This is a genomic window from Bacillus sp. AFS031507 (genome assembly GCF_002584635.1).
GTDB lineage: Bacteria > Bacillota > Bacilli > Bacillales > Cytobacillaceae > Neobacillus.
On sequence record NZ_NUOW01000003.1, the window covers coordinates 127164 to 142731 of the forward strand.

14 protein-coding genes are annotated in these 15568 nt (G+C 38.5%); 12 read left to right on the forward strand and 2 right to left on the reverse strand.

Annotation, left to right across the window (positions count from 1 at the left end; genetic code table 11):
- Positions 1–126 precede the first annotated feature (126 nt).
- From ahrC to spo0A, 4 genes are all read left to right on the forward strand, one after another.
- Entirely contained in the window at positions 127–576 is a 450-nt protein-coding gene (gene ahrC / locus COE25_RS04495) for a transcriptional regulator AhrC/ArgR (RefSeq protein WP_088088912.1), read from the forward strand.
- Between the two features lie 15 nt (positions 577–591).
- A complete protein-coding gene (recN, locus tag COE25_RS04500) occupies positions 592–2301 on the forward strand; it encodes a DNA repair protein RecN (protein ID WP_098931488.1) in 1710 nt (569 codons plus the stop codon).
- A gap of 176 nt (positions 2302–2477) precedes the next feature.
- The gene (spoIVB, locus tag COE25_RS04505; RefSeq protein ID WP_088088910.1) at positions 2478–3767 is read left to right on the forward strand and encodes a SpoIVB peptidase; all 1290 of its coding nucleotides are present in this window, start codon (positions 2478–2480) and stop codon (positions 3765–3767) included.
- A gap of 283 nt (positions 3768–4050) precedes the next feature.
- Positions 4051–4842, forward strand: coding sequence for a sporulation transcription factor Spo0A (gene spo0A, locus COE25_RS04510; protein WP_088088909.1), 792 nt, complete (start codon positions 4051–4053; stop codon positions 4840–4842).
- A gap of 117 nt (positions 4843–4959) precedes the next feature.
- On the opposite strand, the gene COE25_RS04515 is transcribed toward spo0A, so the two are convergent.
- Positions 4960–5100: a YycC family protein gene (locus COE25_RS04515; protein ID WP_088088908.1), complete on the reverse strand. Its 141-nt coding sequence runs from the start codon at positions 5098–5100 to the stop codon at positions 4960–4962.
- Between the two features lie 38 nt (positions 5101–5138).
- Between COE25_RS04515 and COE25_RS04520 the strand changes: the two genes are divergently transcribed.
- Entirely contained in the window at positions 5139–5864 is a 726-nt protein-coding gene (locus COE25_RS04520; RefSeq protein WP_088088907.1) for a glycerophosphodiester phosphodiesterase, read from the forward strand.
- 10 nt (positions 5865–5874) lie between these two features.
- Here the strand turns inward: COE25_RS04520 and COE25_RS04525 are convergent, their stop codons facing one another.
- Positions 5875–6114 (reverse strand): DUF2627 domain-containing protein, encoded by a 240-nt coding sequence (locus COE25_RS04525; RefSeq protein ID WP_088088906.1) that lies wholly within the window; start codon positions 6112–6114, stop codon positions 5875–5877.
- 185 nt (positions 6115–6299) lie between these two features.
- On the opposite strand from COE25_RS04525, the gene COE25_RS04530 reads away from it, so the two are divergent.
- The 7 genes from COE25_RS04530 (at position 6300) to COE25_RS04560 (ending at position 15491) form a co-directional block, all read left to right on the forward strand.
- The gene (locus tag COE25_RS04530; RefSeq protein ID WP_098931490.1) at positions 6300–8375 is read left to right on the forward strand and encodes a sigma-54 interaction domain-containing protein; all 2076 of its coding nucleotides are present in this window, start codon (positions 6300–6302) and stop codon (positions 8373–8375) included.
- A 132-nt stretch (positions 8376–8507) separates the two neighbouring features.
- On the forward strand, positions 8508–9419 hold the full coding sequence (yqiS, locus tag COE25_RS04535; RefSeq protein WP_088090537.1) for a phosphate butyryltransferase: 912 nt from the start codon (positions 8508–8510) through the stop codon (positions 9417–9419).
- A gap of 24 nt (positions 9420–9443) precedes the next feature.
- Positions 9444–10547: a branched-chain amino acid dehydrogenase gene (gene bcd, locus COE25_RS04540; protein ID WP_098931493.1), complete on the forward strand. Its 1104-nt coding sequence runs from the start codon at positions 9444–9446 to the stop codon at positions 10545–10547.
- 223 nt (positions 10548–10770) lie between these two features.
- On the forward strand, positions 10771–11874 hold the full coding sequence (gene buk / locus COE25_RS04545; protein WP_098931495.1) for a butyrate kinase: 1104 nt from the start codon (positions 10771–10773) through the stop codon (positions 11872–11874).
- Positions 11875–11895: 21 nt separating this feature from the next.
- Positions 11896–13317 (forward strand): dihydrolipoyl dehydrogenase, encoded by a 1422-nt coding sequence (gene lpdA, locus COE25_RS04550; protein WP_088088902.1) that lies wholly within the window; start codon positions 11896–11898, stop codon positions 13315–13317.
- A gap of 182 nt (positions 13318–13499) precedes the next feature.
- On the forward strand, positions 13500–14495 hold the full coding sequence (locus COE25_RS04555; protein ID WP_088088901.1) for a thiamine pyrophosphate-dependent dehydrogenase E1 component subunit alpha: 996 nt from the start codon (positions 13500–13502) through the stop codon (positions 14493–14495).
- 12 nt (positions 14496–14507) lie between these two features.
- Positions 14508–15491, forward strand: a complete 984-nt coding sequence (locus COE25_RS04560; RefSeq protein ID WP_088088900.1) for an alpha-ketoacid dehydrogenase subunit beta — start codon at positions 14508–14510, stop codon at positions 15489–15491.
- Positions 15492–15568 lie beyond the last annotated feature (77 nt).

Genomic DNA, 15568 nt, shown 5'->3' on the forward strand with positions numbered 1-15568 from the left:
TTGGAATGAAAATTCCCCCTTTTTACACAAGAAAAAATGTACAAGCTTGTAAAAATCGGCTAACATGTGTATAAGAGCGTGTTAGTACATATTACTTAGATGTTTTAACTATTATGGGGTGAAACAATGAACAAGGGCCAACGCCATATTAAAATAAGAGAAATCATTGCTACTAATGATATCGAGACACAGGACGAGTTAGTGGATGAACTAAAGAGTGCTGGCTATAATGTAACACAAGCAACCGTTTCTAGGGATATTAAAGAATTACATCTTGTAAAGGTTCCATTAAGCGATGGACGTTATAAGTACAGCTTACCTGCTGACCAAAGATTTAATCCATTACAAAAGCTGAAAAGATCATTAATAGATGCGTTTGTACGGATTGATGCGGCAGGTCATTTGCTAGTCATGAAGTGCCTGCCAGGTAATGCCATGGCAATTGGCGCACTAATCGATAATCTCGATTGGGATGAAATATTAGGGACCATCTGTGGGGATGACACAATGTTAATCATTTGTCGAACTCCGGAAGATACTGAAGTTATTACAAACCGGTTCCTAGATATGCTTTAATTGGGGGAATGTTCCTTGTTAGCAGAATTATCAATTAAAAATTTCGCTATTATCGAAGCCTTATCTGTAACATTTACAAAGGGATTAACGGTTTTAACGGGTGAAACGGGTGCAGGTAAATCAATCATTATTGATGCTATTCATTTATTAGTTGGTGGCAGAGGGTCTGCAGAATTTGTTCGTCATGGAGAGGAAAAGGCGGAAATCGAAGGACTTTTTCAGATTGATGATAACAAACATCCGGTAATTGCTAAAGCTTTAGAATTCGGGATTGACATTGACGAAGGAACGGTTATCTTACGACGAGATATTGCCCAAACCGGTAAAAGTGTTTGCCGTGTGAATGGAAAGCTTGTGACAATTTCCATTCTCAGGGAAATTGGAGGAACACTCGTTGATATCCATGGTCAGCATGAGCATCAAGAGTTAATGGATGACTCAAGACACCTAACACTGCTAGATCAATTTGGAGCAGATGATATAGTACCTTCGCAAGGTGAATATCAGCAAGTATTTCGTCGTTATGAGCAAACCTTCCAAAAGTTAAAAGCATTAAGTGAAAATGATCAACAAACCGCCCATCGGTTAGATTTAATACAGTTTCAATTGGATGAAATTCAAAAGGCAAATTTAAAGCTCAATGAAGATGAAGATCTTTTTGAGGAAAAAAGAAAACTAACTAATTTCGAAAGAGTATTTGGAGCCATTCAGTCCAGCCATACAGCCTTGCAGGGAGAACAAAAAGGGCTGGATTGGATTAGTATGGTTATGGGACACCTAGAAGACGCTGCGGCACTTGATACGGCGTATAAAGACATCTACGAATCTGTCTCGAATAGCTACTACCAATTAGAAGATGCGGCGCGTGCTTTAAGAAATGAATTAGATATATTAGAGTTCGACCCGCAACGGTTACATGAAATCGAAGACCGGTTGAATGAAATTAATCAGCTCAAACGAAAATACGGAAAAACAATTCATGAAATATTAGAGTATGCTGCAAATATTGAAGAAGAAATTGAAACATTGCAAAATAAAGAAACACATATAAGCGAATTAGAAAAAGAATTAACTTCTGTAAAAAAAGACTTAATCCTTGAAGCGAAGCAGTTAACTGAAATTCGTCTTAAATGGGCTGATAAACTAACAAGGTTAATACATAAAGAATTAAAAGAATTGTATATGGCGAAAACTGTTTTTGAAATTCGTTTTGAATCAAATACCATTCAATTTACAAAAAACGGTGTAGACCATGTCGAATTTTTTATCTCAACTAACCCCGGAGAACCATTGAAGCCCTTATCAAAGGTTGCTTCTGGAGGGGAATTATCTAGAATTATGTTGGCATTAAAAAGTATTTTTTCCAAGCATCAAGGAGTAACATCTATTATTTTCGATGAGGTAGATACTGGTGTGAGCGGCAGGGTTGCCCAATCGATTGCGGAGAAAATCTATAAGGTGGCTGCCGAATCACAGGTTTTGTGTATTTCTCATCTGCCTCAAGTGGCAGCCATGGCTGATACTCATTTGTTTATTTCAAAGATCATAAAAGGGGGGAGAACGAAAACTTCTGTGACCCCGTTAGAGATTGATGAAAAAATTAATGAAATTGGCCGGATGATATCTGGAACAGAAATAACCGATCTCACTAAAAAACATGCAGAAGAATTATTACATTTAGCTGCAGAAAACAAAAAAAGTGGAAGTGCTTTGACAAGTCACTAAACTGAAACATTTGCCGTAAAAAGGCTAAAATTTCTATATTTTTAATAAAAATTGTAATGCTATCCATTTCGGGTAGCTTTTTTATGTAGAACCAAGTTATAAATGATTGTCAAGGAGGCAAAATTAAAGATGTAGCCATTTCAATGTAATGAAAAGAAGCGAGGAGAGTGAAGAATTTGAAGTTAGAAATAATTAGAAAGATTATTGGTGGAATTCTCCTTGTTTCATTAATTAGCCTTATTTTTTTTCAGCCTATACAGCAATACCTTGCGATACCTAAGATGATTACAGTTTTTGAAGGACAAGACTATAATTTTCAAAAGGCTGCCCCGGTATCAGCCGCTTTGGTTTCTCACAATTCAAATATTACACTTGATCAAGGAAAACATACGGTTTCAATGAAGGCAACTGAAAATGGAAAAAATGAAATGCTGTTAGAGTTTGCAGGGATTCCTATAAAAAAGGTTGACGTACGCGTCTTAAAGGATTTTAGAGTCATTCCAGGCGGCCAGTCAATCGGCGTAAAATTAAACACAGTCGGCGTTTTGGTTGTGGGCCACCATTTAATCAATACTATATCTGGAAAAAAATCTCCAGGTGAAATTGCAGGTATAAAAATTGGGGATATCATTACTGAAATTAACGGTAATAAAATTGAAAAAATGTCAGATGTAGCACCATTTGTACAAACCGCTGGACAAGAAGGAAAACCCCTCGATATGGTTATTAGTCGGGAAAGTGGAAAATTTACTACACAATTAACCCCATTAAAAGACAAAGGGGAAAATATTTATAAGCTTGGTTTATATATTAGAGATTCCGCTGCTGGAATTGGAACAATGACCTTTGTTCATCCACAATCTAAGAAATATGGTGCCCTTGGGCATGTAATATCAGACATGGATACAAAACAGCCAATTGTTGTTGAAGATGGACAAATTGTCCGGTCTACCGTAACTTCCATTGAAAAGGGAAGTAACGGAGACCCTGGTGAAAAACTTGCCCGCTTTTCTTCGGACCGAGAAATCGTTGGTAATATCCAAAAGAACAGCCCATTTGGTATTTTTGGTGAAATGGTAAAAGAATTAAAAAATGGTGTTATGGATAAACCACTTCCTATCGCATTATCACATCAAGTAAAAGAAGGACCTGCAAAGATATTAACGGTCGTTAATGATGACCAAGTAGAAGAATTTGATATCGAAATTGTCAGCACAATCCCGCAAAAGTTTCCAGCAACCAAAGGCATGGTAATAAAAGTAACCGACCCTAAGCTCCTTAAAAAAACAGGAGGTATTGTTCAAGGGATGAGCGGCAGCCCAATTATTCAAGATGGAAAACTAATTGGAGCAGTTACACATGTTTTTGTTAATGATCCAACCTCAGGATACGGGGTACACATTGAATGGATGTTAAATGAAGCTGGAATTAACATATATGAAATGCCAAAAAATAAAGCAAGTTAGGACATTGGAGCAAAATAGGAAAATCCCCCTATTTTGCTTTTTACATAAACATTTTTCGACAAAAAACATCCATATTTTAGAAATAACGCGTTTTACGTCGAAAAGGTGAGAAAAACAAAGATAAGATAAGATTTTATCACTATTTTAAGAAATATTAAAAAAATGAGAGGAATTTTTGTTGCATTGTCGAATTTCTAATTTAGAATAGAATTAGGAGAATACAACTGATTAGAAATGTTAGATGAAATAGATTTTATGATTTAAACCCGAGGAGGAACTAGAAGTGAAGAAAATTAAAGTTTGTGTCGTTGATGACAATAGGGAGCTAGTTGGATTATTAGAGGACTTTATTTCGTCCCAAGATGATATGGAAGTTGCAGGAATTGCTCATAATGGACAAGAGTGTCTAGAAATGTTATCGACAACCGACCCTGACGTTCTAGTTTTGGATATTATTATGCCGCATCTTGATGGTTTGGCTGTACTTGAGCGCCTCCGTGACCTTAAAAAAGGTGTACTTCCCAACGTCATTATGCTCACTGCCTTTGGTCAGGAAGATGTGACAAAAAAAGCAGTTGAACTTGGTGCTTCCTACTTTATTTTGAAACCATTTGATATGGAGAATTTAGGAAGCCATATTCGACAAGTTAGCGGAAATAACAATTCATTTACACGAAAATCAACATCAACAACTTATCGTTCTCAAACTGAGCAAAAACCTAAAAATTTGGATGCTAGTATTACAAGTATCATTCATGAAATTGGTGTCCCAGCACATATTAAAGGATATCTGTACTTACGTGAGGCCATTTCAATGGTATATAACGATATCGAACTTTTAGGGTCTATTACGAAAGTGTTGTATCCAGATATCGCCAAAAAATATAACACAACAGCGAGCCGTGTGGAAAGAGCGATCCGTCATGCTATTGAAGTGGCTTGGAGCCGGGGAAACATTGATTCCATTTCCTCGCTATTCGGATACACTGTCAGCATGTCTAAGGCAAAACCGACCAATTCTGAATTTATTGCCATGGTTGCGGATAAATTGAGGCTTGAACACAAGGCATCTTGAAATAATAATTAATTGTAAGCCTTCATCGAAAGAAATGAAGGCTATTTTTTTTCCGTAGGTTCTTTAAAAGTGGCTGTTGAATTCCGCTCTCAGGCGCCCCAATCAACATAGTGGAACTTAATTTTCCTTCTCTTTCTCCAATTCCATCAGTTTTTGGATGAGAATATGTTGGGGCATATGCATAATCTGTTCTATCGGCACATTTAACTTTTGGGAAAGCTTAATTGCTGTTTCTGTTGATAACTGTAATGGTTTCATTTGAAATTCCTCCAATTTGAAAGTTGGGAAGTGAAAATATGACTCAGATTTTTGCGCACCGTGGCTATTCGGCTTCTTTTGCAGAAAATACATTAGGAGCCTTTCGTGAAGCAGAAAAAGCAGGTGCAGACGGGTTAGAATTAGATGTTCAGTTAACAAAAGACGGCGAATTAGTTGTTATTCATGATGAAAAAGTCGACCGAACAACGAACGGGAATGGATTTGTAAAAGATTTCTTATATAAAGATCTTCGGAAATTGAATGCCAATCTAAAAAGCAAAAAAGAACCCATACCTGCATTAGCTGAAGTTCTTGAGTGGCTTACTTCCAATAGATTATTATGTAATATTGAATTAAAGAATGCGCTATTTCCCTATAAGGGAATGGAAGAAAAAGTAATTCAACTTGTTAGAAAATTTAATTTAATGGATCGGATTATTATTTCCTCTTTTAATCACTATAGTATTGTTTATAGTTACAGCCTAGCACCTGAAATTGAAATAGCCCCTCTTTTTCTTGAAGGCATCTACATGCCATGGATTTATTCCCAAGCGATCCGAGCAAAGGGGATCCATCCAAAATACTCAGTCATGTCTGATGATGTTATCATAAATACAATAAATAACGGGATTGCCGTACGGCCATATACTGTTAATAAAGAGATGGATATGCATCGCCTTTTTAATATTAATTGCACGGCGTTTATTACAGATGATCCAGTAAAAGCGTTAAAAATACGAAAACAATATGAAAAGAGACCGTAGTGGCCTCTTTTTATTTTGTATTTTTAAATCTTTTTTGAACCTTGCTTCTTTTTCGGTCTCGATGAAAGATAAAGCCTGCCACAAAACCTAGACCGCCGACAAAAAAGATAAGCCCAGCTAGAAATTGAATCAATAAATTAGGGAATGGGGCTTGTAAAATCCCGAATAACATATCACGCATTAATTTAATACCAACAGCGGCCAAAATTCCAGGAATCAATACTATGATGAGGGCAATTATTCGCTTCATAAATAAATCCTTCCAGTTTCAAAATTTACTGTAATATCATGTCATATTTAGATTATATCTCATCAAAATATTATTATATAGATAAAATTTGTCAAGGATTGTGATTGGTTATAAAATAGATATGAAAAAAGTTGCATATTTTTCTTAAGATGATATGAAAAAATTTTCTTAAAGGGGTAGAAAAAATGCAAAATGTCATGATTGTTGGTGCTGGAAAAGGTGGTACGGCAATCTTAAAAATTTTAAAAGAATCTGAAGTATTAAAAGTCAGTGTGGTAATTGATCGGAACATGGATGCACCGGGGGTTTTATTCGCTCAAGAAGAAGGGATAAAAACAGGGGAAGACTGGCGCCCATTTTTAGCAGAACCTATTGATATTATCATTGAAGTAACAGGAAATGATACTGTTTTCCATGAACTTAGAAAATCTAAAAGTCAAAATACCATTCTGATTCCAGGAACCGTTGCATTTCTGGTTGCAAAAATTATGCAAGAAAAAGAGGAGCTAATTGAAAAGCACAAAAATGAATCCTACCAGCAGGAACTAATCTTTAATGCTGCAAATGATGGAATGATCGTTATTGATAAGTATGGAAAGATCATTTTATTCAACAAACGGGCACAAGAAATCATGGGTGTAAAGAGTGAACAGGCAATTGGGAAATTTGTTGTTGATGTTATTCCAACAACAAGGCTGCCTCAAATTTTAGAAACAAGAAGAATTGAAGCAAACCAAGAAATGGTTCTGAGTAATGATAGAAAAATCATTACGACCCGTATTCCAATTATCGAGGAAAATGGGACTTTAATAGGTGCATTTGCTGTTTTTAAAGATATTACTGAGGTTGTTAATCTTGCTGAGGAACTTACGGATTTAAAGGAAATTCAAACCATGCTGCAAGCCATTATCCATTCTAGTGATGATGCAATATCTGTTGTGGATGAAAATGGCAGAGGCATTCTTATTAATCCAGCATACTCCCGTATTACTGGATTGTCCCATGATCAGATTATTGGTCAACCAGCTACAGCAGATATTTCTGAAGGGGAGAGTATGCACATGAAGGTGTTGCAAACCAGAAGAGCTGTACGCGGCGTTCCGATGAGAGTGGGGCCAAACAAACGAGAAGTAATCGTAAATGTGGCCCCGATTATCGTAAAAGGGAAATTAAAAGGCAGTGTTGGCGTTATTCATGATATGTCCGAAATAAAATCACTGAATAGAGAATTGAACCGCGCACGACAACTGATCCGCAAGCTTGAAGCGAAATACACCTTTGAGGATATAATTGCTCAATCTGATGAAATGATGCTCGCGATTGAACAAGCTAAACTAGGAGCGAAAACACCTGCAACCGTTCTCCTTAGGGGTGAATCAGGAACCGGGAAAGAATTGTTTGCCCATGCTATACATAATGCAAGCGACCGTAAATATAACAAATTTATTCGGGTCAATTGCGCAGCAATTTCGGAAACATTGTTAGAAAGTGAACTATTCGGCTATGAGGAAGGTGCTTTTTCTGGTGCAATGAGAGGAGGAAAAAGAGGCTTTTTCGAAGAAGCTAATAATGGGAGTATTTTTCTCGATGAAATTGGTGAACTTCCAGTGAATACGCAAGCAAAATTACTGAGAGTACTTCAAGAAAAAGAAATTATCCGAGTCGGTGGGACAAAGCCAATTTCCATTAATGTAAGAATTATTGCGGCAACTAATGTCAATTTAGAAAAGGGTATTGCTAAAGGCTCCTTTCGGGAAGACTTATATTATCGTTTAAATCGAATGCCAATCCATATCCCTCCATTAAGGAAGCGAAAAGAGGAAATTCCTCTTTTAAATGAGCGGCTTATTCAAAAAATAAGCCAGGATTATGGACGAAACGTTGAAGGAATCACACCGGCAGCGTTACACCAGTTAATGGACTATGACTGGCCAGGAAATGTTCGAGAATTAGAAAATATCCTTGGCAGAGCGATTATTTTTATGAATTATTATGAGCTCCTTATTGATGTTCATCATCTACCAGAGCTAAAAAATAAAAAAAGCACAAATGAACCTTCTTTAAGCTACAGTAATGATTCCGTTGTGATAGACCGTTCCTTATCAGATATGATGGATGAATATGAGACGAAAATTATTAAGCAGACACTTCTTCGCTTAAATGGAAATAAGACATTGACAGCGAAAACGCTGGGATTGTCTGTGAGGAATTTGTATTATAAGCTTGAAAAATACAACCTTGAAAAGAATAGCATGCAATAAATTTCATATTATGAAAAATGTTGCACACTTTAGAATGGAAAATAAAGCGTTTTCATAGTGGATTGGTTTGGCACGGAAATTGCATATTACATAATGGGAGTTGCAGTAAGAGGAGAAAGGGTTGATGACAACTTGTTGCTGGATTCACTAATTAACAAAGCAGCCCAAGTAAGTTCAAACACTGTTGCAGTTGCTGCTGCAGAAGATTTAGAAGTCATTGAAGCGGTTATAGCTGCATTAGACCGAAATATCGCCAATTTTATTCTATTTGGTGATGAAGAAAAAATAAATTCTATTATTGAATTAAAAAAACAGAAAACCATTAGCAATAATTATCTAAAAGTTATCAATGCCGATTCTAATGCTGCTGCTGCAGAATTAGCTGTGAAAGCAGTTTTTAACAAAGAAGCAAATGTCTTGATGAAAGGTAACATCCCAACCAATATTTTCTTAAAAGCTGTCTTGAATAAGGAATATGGACTTAGGACTGGGAATGTTTTATCACATATTGCTGCATTTGAGGTTCCTGGCTTCAATCGTTTTACGATTGTAACAGACGCTGCAATGAATATTGCTCCAGATTTAGAACAGAAAGCACAAATTATTAAAAACGCAGTTTCCCTTGCGAGGTCGATTGGAATAGAAATACCTAAAGTGGCCCCTATTGCTGCCGTGGAAGTAGTTAATCCGGCAATGCAGGCTACATTAGATGCAGCATTATTAACTGTGATGAATAAACGAGGACAAATATCTGATTGTATTGTAGATGGCCCGTTAGGTTTAGATAATGCCGTATCAACACTGGCTGCAGAACACAAAGGAATTCATAGTGAAGTGGCAGGAAATGCAGATATTTTATTAGTTCCAACTATCGAAGTAGGCAATGTATTATATAAATCATTAATATATTTCGCAAATGCAAAAGTCGGTGCGGTGATAGCCGGGGCAAAGGCACCAATTGTGTTAACGTCCAGAGCTGATTCTGCTGAAAGTAAGCTTTATTCTCTTGCACTGGCATTATGCTGTGCAACAACAAATAGATAGTCAATAATCGAGGAGGAATTTTACATGGAAATTTTCAAGTACTTAGAACAATACGATTATGAGCAAGTAGTATTCTGCCAGGATAAACAATCAGGATTAAAAGCAATTATTGCTATTCATGATACAACTTTAGGACCTGCTTTGGGTGGAACACGTATGTGGACATATGCATCTGAAGAAGCAGCAATAGAAGATGCACTACGCCTAGCAAAAGGAATGACTTATAAGAATGCTGCGGCAGGTTTAAATCTTGGTGGTGGTAAAACGGTTATCATCGGCGATCCTCGAAAAGATAAGAATGAAGAGATGTTCCGCGCATTCGGCCGTTACATCCAAGGCTTAAATGGCAGATATATTACAGCAGAAGATGTAGGCACAACAGTAGCTGACATGGATTTAATTCACGAAGAGACAGATTATGTGACGGGGATCTCTCCAGCATTTGGCTCATCAGGCAATCCTTCCCCTGTAACAGCATTCGGTGTTTATCGCGGAATGAAAGCAGCGGCGAAAGAGGCATTTGGATCTGATTCGCTTGAAGGAAAAGTAGTTGCCATTCAAGGTGTTGGAAATGTAGCCTATACACTTTGTGAATATTTGCATGAAGAAGGGGCTCAGCTCATTGTAACGGATATTAATAAAGAGGCTGTTAACCGTGCGGTAGAAGCATTTGGTGCACTTGCGGTAGACCCTGATGAAATTTATGGTGTAGAATGTGATATTTATGCGCCATGTGCTCTAGGAGCAACAATTAATGATGAAACGATTCCACAGCTAAAGGCAAAAGTTATTGCAGGTTCGGCAAACAATCAATTAAAAGATACCCGTCACGGTGATATCATCCATGAAATGGGAATTGTTTATGCTCCCGATTATGTTATTAATGCTGGCGGCGTAATCAATGTTGCTGATGAACTCTATGGTTACAACCAAGAACGGGCAATGAAAAAGGTTGAACAGCTTTATGCAACGATTGAAAAAGTAATTGAAATTTCAAAACGTGATGGTATTCCAACATACGTAGCAGCTAATCGGATGGCAGAAGAAAGAATTGCAAGGATTCGTAATTCAAGAAGCCAATTCCTGCAAAATGGCCACCATATCTTAAGTCATAGAATATCAAGATAAACAAGAAAAGCGGAAGCGCCCGTTTAGCGAAGTACACTAGCCGCGTGGCGCTGGAGCTAGACAGTTATCTAAATTCAAAGAGTTAAAATTTGGATTTACAAAAATAAATCCGCAGAGCGCTGAATGGGAATTCAGCGTCTTTGCCTTTCATAGGGCACTTATTGTTATATTAAATTACCATACGACTTCAATCATAAGAAATCCAAATTGGAGGTCAAATACGTTGCAAGATAATGAATATCGGATTCTCGTCATCAACCCAGGCTCGACATCCACGAAAATTGGGGTTTTCGATAATGATATTTCCATTTTTGAAAAAACAATTCGTCATGATTCAGAGGATATAAACTCTTTTGCAAATATAATTGATCAATATGAATTTAGAAAATCAATAATTTTGGAAATACTGGATAATGAAGGGATAAATATTTCCAAACTGTCTGCAGTATGTGGCCGTGGAGGTTTGCTTAGACCCATTGAAGGTGGAACCTATGCCGTTAACGATGTGATGTTAGCGGATCTTCGGTCTGGTTATGCCGGACAGCATGCATCAAATCTTGGCGGAATCATTGCCTACGAAATCGCTTCTGGACTAAATATTCCCTCCTTCATCGTTGATCCTGTTGTTGTTGATGAGCTTGAACCACTAGCGAGAATTTCTGGATTTTCCTTAATTGAACGGAAAAGTATCTTTCATGCCTTGAATCAAAAAGCAGTCGCAAGAAGGGTAGCAAAGGAATTAGGGGAAAAATACAGTGACTTGAATTTAATTGTTACCCATATGGGTGGTGGGATTACCGTTGGTGTCCATAAACATGGTAAGGTAATTGATGTAAATAATGGTCTTCATGGGGATGGACCTTTTAGCCCTGAACGTGCTGGAACCGTTCCAGTTGGGGATTTAGTAGCACTTTGTTACTCGGGGGAATATTACCGTGAAGAAATAATGAAGATGCTTGTGGGCCAAGGTGGCCTTGTTGGCTACCTAGGAACTAATGATGCGGTAAAGGTAGAACAAAGAATAGCAGCTGGTGATGATGAGGCAAAGCTTGTATATGATGCAATGGCCTATCAAGTAGCAAAGGAAATTGGGGCTGCTAGTACTGTATTATCAGGAAAAGTAGATGCAATTGTATTGACTGGAGGCCTTGCCTACGGAAAAGGATTTGTGAAATCTATCACCGATCGAATTAATTGGATTGCTGATGTTATTGTTCAGCCAGGGGAAAACGAACTTCAAGCCTTAGCTGAAGGAGCACTTCGAGTCTTACGAGGTGAAGAAGAGGAAAAAGTTTATCCAGGTAAATTTAAAACAGCTAAAATTTAAGGTACATGGGGAGGAAAGAAAATGGCACAAGAATATGATTTGGTCGTTCTTGGCGGGGGAACTGGTGGCTATGTAGCTGCCATTAGGGCCTCTCAGCTTGGATTGAAAACAGCTATTGTAGAAAAAGGAAAACTTGGCGGGACATGTTTACATAAAGGATGTATTCCAAGTAAAGCGCTCCTTAGAAGTGCGGAAGTTTATGCAACAACCAAACATAGTAAAGATTTTGGAGTTATCACAAGTGATGTAACGGTTGATTTTAGTTTAGTACAGGATCGGAAAAATAAAATAATTGATCAACTTCACAAAGGCGTTCAGCATTTAATGAAGCAGGGCAAAATCGATGTCTATGAGGGATTAGGCAGAATCTTGGGGCCATCCATCTTTTCACCGATGCCGGGTACAATTTCTGTTGAAATGAATAACGGGAAAGAAAATGAAATGCTGCTACCGAAAAATGTAATTGTTGCAACAGGTTCTAGACCGAGGACACTTCCAGGGCTTGAAATTGATGGAGAATATATAATGTCGTCTGATGAAGCATTGCAGTTAGAAACACTTCCAAGTTCCATCATTATTGTTGGTGGGGGTGTAATTGGAATTGAATGGGCGTCTATGTTATCTGATTTTGGTGTGACAGTAACGGTTATTGAGTATGCTGACCGCATTATTCCGACAGAAGACAAGGAAATCTCAAAAGAAATGCAGCGCTTAATGAAGAAAAAGGGAATTAAACTTGTTACAAGTGCAAAAGTGCTCCCAGAAACGTTGGTTAAGGATAATGGCGTGGCGATTTCTGCAGAAGTTAAAGGTGCTTTGAAAGAGTTTAAAGCAGAAAAAATTCTAGTTTCGGTTGGACGTCAAGCAAATACAGAAGGAATTGGGCTTGATAATACAGAAATACAAGTGGAGAAGGGTTTTATTTTAACAAATGAATTTTTTCAAACAAAAGAATCGCATATTTATGCGATTGGTGATGTGATTGGTGGATTACAACTGGCCCATGTTGCTTCACATGAAGGGATTGTAGCTGTTGAACATATCGCTGGGAAAGATCCTACTCCATTTGACTATAATTTAGTCTCTAGATGTATTTATAGTAATCCAGAAGTTTCAAGCGTCGGGATAACAGAAGATCAAGCAATAGAAAAAGGTCATAAAGTGAAAATTGGTAAGTTTTCTTTTCGTGCGATTGGGAAGGCACTTGTTTTTGGAGAATCTGATGGATTTGTAAAAATTGTTGCTGATGAGGAGTCCAATGATATTCTTGGGGTGCATATGATTGGTCCACATGTAACGGATATGATTACCGAGGCAGGGCTTGCGATGGTATTAGATGCGACACCTTGGGAAATTGCACATACAATTCATCCACACCCAACTTTGTCAGAGGCAATTGGTGAAGCTGCACTCGCAGTTGATGGGAAAGCAATCCATTCTTAAAAGAATTAATAAAAAACATTGTAAAGGTTTTAGTGTCTAGCTGCAGCGCCTAGCCCCTCGAGGTCGCTTCGATCCTGTCGATGAAGTCAAAAGAACGACTTCATCGGCAGGCTCTCCAGCGCTTGTCGGGGCTGATCAAGGCGCTTCCGCATTTCTATGAACAATTGGGAGGTAAGAACTAAATGACAGAAAAGCGTCATGATGCTTTAGGTTTAAGCGACGGAAAAGTATTGGAAATGTATGAAACTATGCTTTTAGCCCGCCGAATTGATGAACGGATGTGGTTATTGAACCGCGCTGGTAAAATACCATTTGTTATTTCTTGTCAAGGTCAAGAAGCAGCACAGGTGGGAGCGGCATTTGCACTAGATCGTGAAAAAGATTATGTTCTTCCATATTATCGTGATATGGGGGTAGTATTGGCTTTTGGTATGACTCCAAGGGAGCTGATGCTATCCGGTTTTGCAAAAGCAGAAGACCCTAATTCTGGTAGTCGTCAAATGCCTGGCCATTTTGGCCAAAAGAAAAATCGGATTGTCACAGGTTCTTCGCCAGTTACAACTCAGGTACCACATGCAGTTGGAATTGCCCTTGCCGGGAAGATGGAAAGAAAAGACCTGGTTACGTTTGTAACATTTGGAGAGGGTTCCTCTAACCAAGGGGATTTCCATGAGGGGGCAAACTTTGCAGGTGTACATAAACTTCCAGTTATCTTCATGTGTGAAAATAACAAGTATGCGATCTCTGTCCCAATCGAAAAACAATTAGCGTGTGAAAAGGTTTCAGATCGTGCGATTGGATATGGTATGCCTGGCTTTACTGTTAATGGGAACGACCCATTAGAAGTTTATAAAGTCGTAAAGGAAGCAGCGGAGCGTGGCCGTCGTGGGGAAGGCCCTTCATTGATTGAAACCATATCGTATCGTCTAACTCCACACTCTTCTGATGATGACGACCGTTCCTACCGTGCTCCAGATGAGGTTGCAAAAGCCAAAACACAAGACCCAATTATAACTTTTGGGGCCTATTTAAAGGAAACTGGTGTCATGAATGATGAGTTGGAGAAGGAAATCAATGACCGCGTGATGAAGCAAGTGAATGAAGCGACTGACTATGCAGAAAATGCTCCGTATTCTGCACCGGAAGAAGCACTGAAATATGTTTATGCGGACTTGTAAGGGGGATGAAACATGGCGATAATTTCATATATTGATTCAATCACAATGGCAATGCGAGAAGAAATGGAACGAGATCCAAGGGTTTTTGTTCTTGGTGAAGATGTTGGCTTAAAAGGCGGTGTGTTTAAGGCGACGCAAGGATTGTATGAACAATTTGGGGAAGAGCGTGTCATTGATACACCTCTTGCCGAATCAGCAATTGCTGGGGTAGGAATCGGTGCAGCGATGTATGGCATGCGGCCGATTGCCGAAATGCAATTTGCCGACTTTATTATGCCGGCAGTTAATCAAATTATCTCGGAAGCTGCAAAAATCCGCTATCGCTCTAATAATGACTGGAGCTGTCCGATGGTTATTCGTGCCCCATATGGCGGTGGTGTTCATGGTGCACTTTATCATTCCCAGTCAGTTGAAGCTATTTTTGCTAATCAGCCTGGATTGAAAATTGTGATGCCCTCCACACCTTACGATGCGAAGGGACTATTAAAAGCTGCCGTCCGTGACAATGATCCGGTATTATTCTTCGAACATAAACGGGCCTATCGATTAATCAAAGGTGAGGTCCCGACTGATGATTACACTCTTCCAATCGGAAAAGCGGATGTAAAGCGCCAGGGAGAAGATATTACTGTTATTACTTATGGTCTATGTGTTCATTTTGCCCTTCAAGCTGCTGAAAAATTAGCGAAGGATGGAATCTCAACACATATTCTTGATTTGAGGACTGTGTATCCACTTGATAAAGAAGCAATCATTGAAGCTGCATCGAAAACGGGTAAGGTCCTTCTTGTTACAGAAGACACAAAAGAAGGCAGCATTATTAGTGAAGTCTCTGCGATCATAGCTGAAAATTGCTTATTTGAATTAGATGCACCAATTATGCGCTTAGCTGGACCAGATGTACCGGCAATGCCGTATTCTCCAACAATGGAAAAATTCTTTATGGTAAATCCGGATAAAGTCGAAAAAGCCATGCGCGAATTAGCTGAGTATTAAACGAAAAGCGGAGGCGACTTGTTCAGCCCCGACAGCTGCTTCCGGGCCTGACAGTGAAGTCGTTTTTTGACTTCATT

Excerpts from the sequence above, each read along its gene's own strand:
- COE25_RS04515 (WP_088088908.1), bottom strand. The coding sequence starts at position 5,100 with ATGAAACCATTACAGTTATCAACAGAAACAGCAATTAAGCTTTCCCAA.
- COE25_RS04530 (WP_098931490.1), top strand. The coding sequence starts at position 6,300 with ATGCAAAATGTCATGATTGTTGGTGCTGGAAAAGGTGGTACGGCAATC.
- ahrC (WP_088088912.1), top strand. The coding sequence starts at position 127 with ATGAACAAGGGCCAACGCCATATTAAAATAAGAGAAATCATTGCTACT.
- COE25_RS04520 (WP_088088907.1), top strand. The coding sequence starts at position 5,139 with ATGACTCAGATTTTTGCGCACCGTGGCTATTCGGCTTCTTTTGCAGAA.
- COE25_RS04555 (WP_088088901.1), top strand. The coding sequence starts at position 13,500 with ATGACAGAAAAGCGTCATGATGCTTTAGGTTTAAGCGACGGAAAAGTA.
- lpdA (WP_088088902.1), top strand. The coding sequence starts at position 11,896 with ATGGCACAAGAATATGATTTGGTCGTTCTTGGCGGGGGAACTGGTGGC.
- bcd (WP_098931493.1), top strand. The coding sequence starts at position 9,444 with ATGGAAATTTTCAAGTACTTAGAACAATACGATTATGAGCAAGTAGTA.
- COE25_RS04560 (WP_088088900.1), top strand. The coding sequence starts at position 14,508 with ATGGCGATAATTTCATATATTGATTCAATCACAATGGCAATGCGAGAA.
- COE25_RS04525 (WP_088088906.1), bottom strand. The coding sequence starts at position 6,114 with ATGAAGCGAATAATTGCCCTCATCATAGTATTGATTCCTGGAATTTTG.